The sequence below is a fragment of the Bradyrhizobium sp. SHOUNA76 genome, from assembly GCF_023006445.1.
GTDB lineage: Bacteria > Pseudomonadota > Alphaproteobacteria > Rhizobiales > Xanthobacteraceae > Bradyrhizobium.
In genome coordinates this window covers 1-3,355 of sequence record NZ_JALBHA010000612.1, presented here as the reverse complement: position 1 = coordinate 3,355, position 3,355 = coordinate 1, and the positions used below count along the sequence as shown (strand labels likewise).

Sequence of the window (3,355 nt, the reverse complement as noted above, 5' to 3'; positions counted from 1 at the left end):
CCCCGGCTCCGTGCCGCCGACCGGCAGCACGCCGCCGGCGGTGCCGCCGCGGCAGGGATAGTCACCGGCGCAATGACCCTTCGATAGGGCATGCGCCAATGATAGAAGGTCGTGTCATGACCGACATGTTCGTATCGCTCGGCAGCTGGAACTGGCTGATCTTCGGCTTCATCCTGATGGCGCTGGAGGTGATGGCGCCGGGCATCTTCCTGTTCTGGCTCGGGCTCGCCGCGCTGCTGGTGGGGTTGATCTCGTTCACCGTTGCCGTGTCCTGGCAGATCCAGCTCGTGATGTTCGCGGTGTTCGCCGCCGCCGCCGTGCCGGTGTGGCGCCGCCTCGCCCGGCCGAAGCCGGATGCGAGCGCCAGCCCCTTCCTCAACAGGCGTACCGAGGCGCTGCTCGGGCGCGAGTTTACTTTGGAGAAGCCGATCATCGACGGCAGCGGCACCGTGCGCATCGGCGACACGGTGTGGCGCGTGGCTGGGCCCGATACGCCGGCGGGGACGCGGGTGAAGGTGGTGCAGGTGGATGGTGCGAATCTGACCGTGGCGGCTGCGTAGGGCGCCGTCATTGCGGGGAGCTCTTGCGACGAAGCAATCCAGAATTTCTCCCGCGGAAAGATTCTGGATTGCTTCGCTGCGCTCGCAATGACGAGGTTGTTGGCGCAGCGTCGTTTCAATAGGCATTGGTCTTGCTGCGCCACCTTTCCGCAAACCGGTGCAGCGGCATGAACGTCTCGCACAATTCTCGCCCCAGCGGCGTTAGTCCATAACCTCCGCCTTCGCCGAGCTCGACGAATCCTGCTTCGCGCAACTCCGTCAGCCGCGCTTGCAGCACTGTCGGTGAGGCCTCGTCGCAGGCGGTGCGCAATGCCCGGGAGGTGAGGGGCTCGCCGCGCAACTCCCACAATATTCGCAGGCTCCAACGCCGGCCGAGCAGGTCCAGCAGCGCCATGATCGGCCGTCCGGTGCGCGATCCCCGCGCTGGACGCGTTTTCGTGTTTGCCCGTTCCGACATCGTCGCCCCTTGCGCATTGCTACAAAAAATGTAGCGTACTGCTACGATAAGTGTAGCAAGAGAGGCAGCCAATGTCCCAAACCACGCCGCGCATTGCGCCGCTCACCCCACCTTATCCCCCGGAGATCCAGGCGCAGTTCGATCGCATCATGCGCGGCGCGCCGCCGCTGATGCTGTTCCGGGTGATGGCGGGTCAAAGCCGCGCCTGGGACAAGTTTCGTGCCGGCGGCCTGCTCGATCCCGGTCCGCTGTCGCTCCGCCAGCGCGAGATCGTCATCGACCGCACCTGTGCGCTGAACAAATGCGAATATGAATGGGGCGTGCATGTCGCTGTCTTCGCCGGGCCTGCAAAGCTCACGGAGGATGAAGTGCGTGCGACGGTGCGGGGCGATGCGTCGTCGTCGTGCTGGTCACCGGGCGAGCAGGCGCTGATCGCAGCGGTGGACGCCCTGCATCACCGTGCAACATTCATGGACGAGGAATACGCGGCTCTCGCGGCACATTACGACGAGGCGCAGATTCTCGAGATCATGCTCTTGTGCGGCTTCTATCGTACGGTGTCGTATCTGGCGAACGGGCTGCGGTTGCCGCTGGAGGAGAAGGCGGCGCAGTTTCCAGCGGTCTAACCGCCGCCATAGCCCTTGCGACGAAGCAATCCAGACTGCTTTCGCGGCGGCAGTCTGGATGCTTCGCTACGCTCACAATGACGGTGGAAAGGAACGCGCCACGCTCTCGCTGTCATTCCGGGGCACGCGAAGCATGAACCCGGAATCCATCGAGCGGCAACCTCGGAGATGAATGGATTCCGGGTTCGCGCCCAAGCGGGCGCGCCCCGGAATGACGAGCGGAGAGAGCGCGCGCCTTACGCCACGCCCGCCCGCAGCAGATCGTGCAGATGCACGATTCCCACCACCTTGCCCGCCTCGGTCACGACCAGCGTCGTGATCTTGCTTGTGTTCAGCACCTCGATCATCTCGGTGGCGAGCATCGAGGGCGGGACCGTTTTCGGCTGCTTCGTCATGATGTCGTCGACCGATGCCGTCAGCAGGTCGGGGCGCATGTGGCGGCGCAGGTCGCCGTCGGTGATGATGCCCGCGACCTCGTTCGCTTCGTTGACGATGCAGACGCAGCCGAGACCCTTGGCCGACATCTCGACCACGGCCTCCGACATCTTGGTGCCTTCAGGCTTGAGCGGGATCTCGGCGCCCGTGCGCATGTAGTCGCGGACGAATTTCAGCATTGCGCCCAGCTTGCCGCCGGGGTGGAAATGCGCGAACTCCAGCGCGGTGAAGCCGCGGCCTTCGAGCAGCGCGATCGCGATGGCATCGCCGACCGCGACCTGCATCATGGTCGAGGTGGTCGGCGCCAGATTGTGCGGGCACGCCTCGCGCGCCTTCGGCAGCTCGATCACGATGTCGGCGGCTTGTCCGAGCGAGGAGGCCGCGTTCGAGGTCACCGCGATCATGGGGATGGCGAAGCGCGCGGAATAGTTCACGACGTTCTTCATCTCCGGCTGCTCGCCGGACCAGGACAGCGCCATGATGACGTCGTCGGTGGTGATCATGCCGAGGTCGCCATGACCGGCCTCTGCGGCGTGCACGAAGAAGGCGGGGGTGCCGGTCGAGGCCAGCGTCGCGGCGATCTTGCGCCCCATGTGGCCGGATTTGCCGAGCCCGGTGACGATGACGCGGCCCTTGGAGTTGCGGATCAGGTCGACAGCCCTCGCAAACGTCTCGCCTAGCGGGCCGCGCAGGGCGGCTGCGAGCGCGTTGATGCCGCCGCTCTCCGTCTCCAGCGTGCGGAGCGCGGATTCGATGCTGTCAGGGATGGGGCCGGATGATGCGGTCATCAGCGGTTTCGAACTCGGCATGCTCTGGTCCAGGGAGGAGGGCGCGTTCGCCCGGTCGGCGCCTCATTAGCACGCCGCGGCTCTGGAGGCGACGAGCACACCAGAAGCCTCAACCGGTCATTAACCATAATTGTTTTAACTCCATTAACGATGGTTCCCGCCAGCCGGTGGGCGTCATTGCGAAAGTGTTTGATTTCGTTGGAGTTATTCGATCGTGGGGTCGTCTCCAGGCACCAGCCGGAGCAAACGCGCGCAATTCCTGTGCGCTGCTTTGCCGTGCCTTGTCCCCTGCCTTGCGCTGACGGCCCTTGGAAGCGCGCCCGCGGCCGCCCAGAGCCTCACGCCCGATTTGTTCAACCCTAACCGCGGCGGCTTCGCCTCGCCGGACACGCTGCCGACACGCCGTACGGCGGGCGTGCCGCAGGCACCGTCGGATGCGCTGCCAGCGCTACCCGATCCCAATGCCGATCCGCGAAAGCGCCAGCAAAC

General features: G+C 65.2%; 4 protein-coding genes and 1 pseudogene. 3 read left to right on the top strand and 2 right to left on the bottom strand.

Features of this window, described 5'->3' with window-relative positions; genetic code table 11:
• Positions 1–116 precede the first annotated feature (116 nt).
• Complete coding sequence (locus tag MOV74_RS34345) at positions 117–560, top strand: NfeD family protein (RefSeq protein ID WP_246931408.1); 444 nt, start codon at positions 117–119, stop codon at positions 558–560.
• A gap of 115 nt (positions 561–675) precedes the next feature.
• Here the strand turns inward: MOV74_RS34345 and MOV74_RS34340 are convergent, their stop codons facing one another.
• A complete protein-coding gene (locus tag MOV74_RS34340) occupies positions 676–954 on the bottom strand; it encodes a winged helix-turn-helix transcriptional regulator (protein WP_404979220.1) in 279 nt (92 codons plus the stop codon).
• Between the two features lie 134 nt (positions 955–1,088).
• Between MOV74_RS34340 and MOV74_RS34335 the strand changes: the two genes are divergently transcribed.
• Positions 1,089–1,643 carry a carboxymuconolactone decarboxylase family protein gene (locus MOV74_RS34335; RefSeq protein ID WP_246931406.1) on the top strand — a complete coding sequence of 185 codons (555 nt, stop codon included), beginning with the start codon at positions 1,089–1,091 and terminating at the stop codon, positions 1,641–1,643.
• A 236-nt stretch (positions 1,644–1,879) separates the two neighbouring features.
• On the opposite strand, the gene MOV74_RS34330 is transcribed toward MOV74_RS34335, so the two are convergent.
• Complete coding sequence (locus tag MOV74_RS34330) at positions 1,880–2,887, bottom strand: SIS domain-containing protein (protein WP_246931405.1); 1,008 nt, start codon at positions 2,885–2,887, stop codon at positions 1,880–1,882.
• A gap of 193 nt (positions 2,888–3,080) precedes the next feature.
• Between MOV74_RS34330 and MOV74_RS34325 the strand changes: the two are divergent.
• Positions 3,081–3,355, top strand: a pseudogene (locus MOV74_RS34325) (hypothetical protein); the annotation flags it as partial.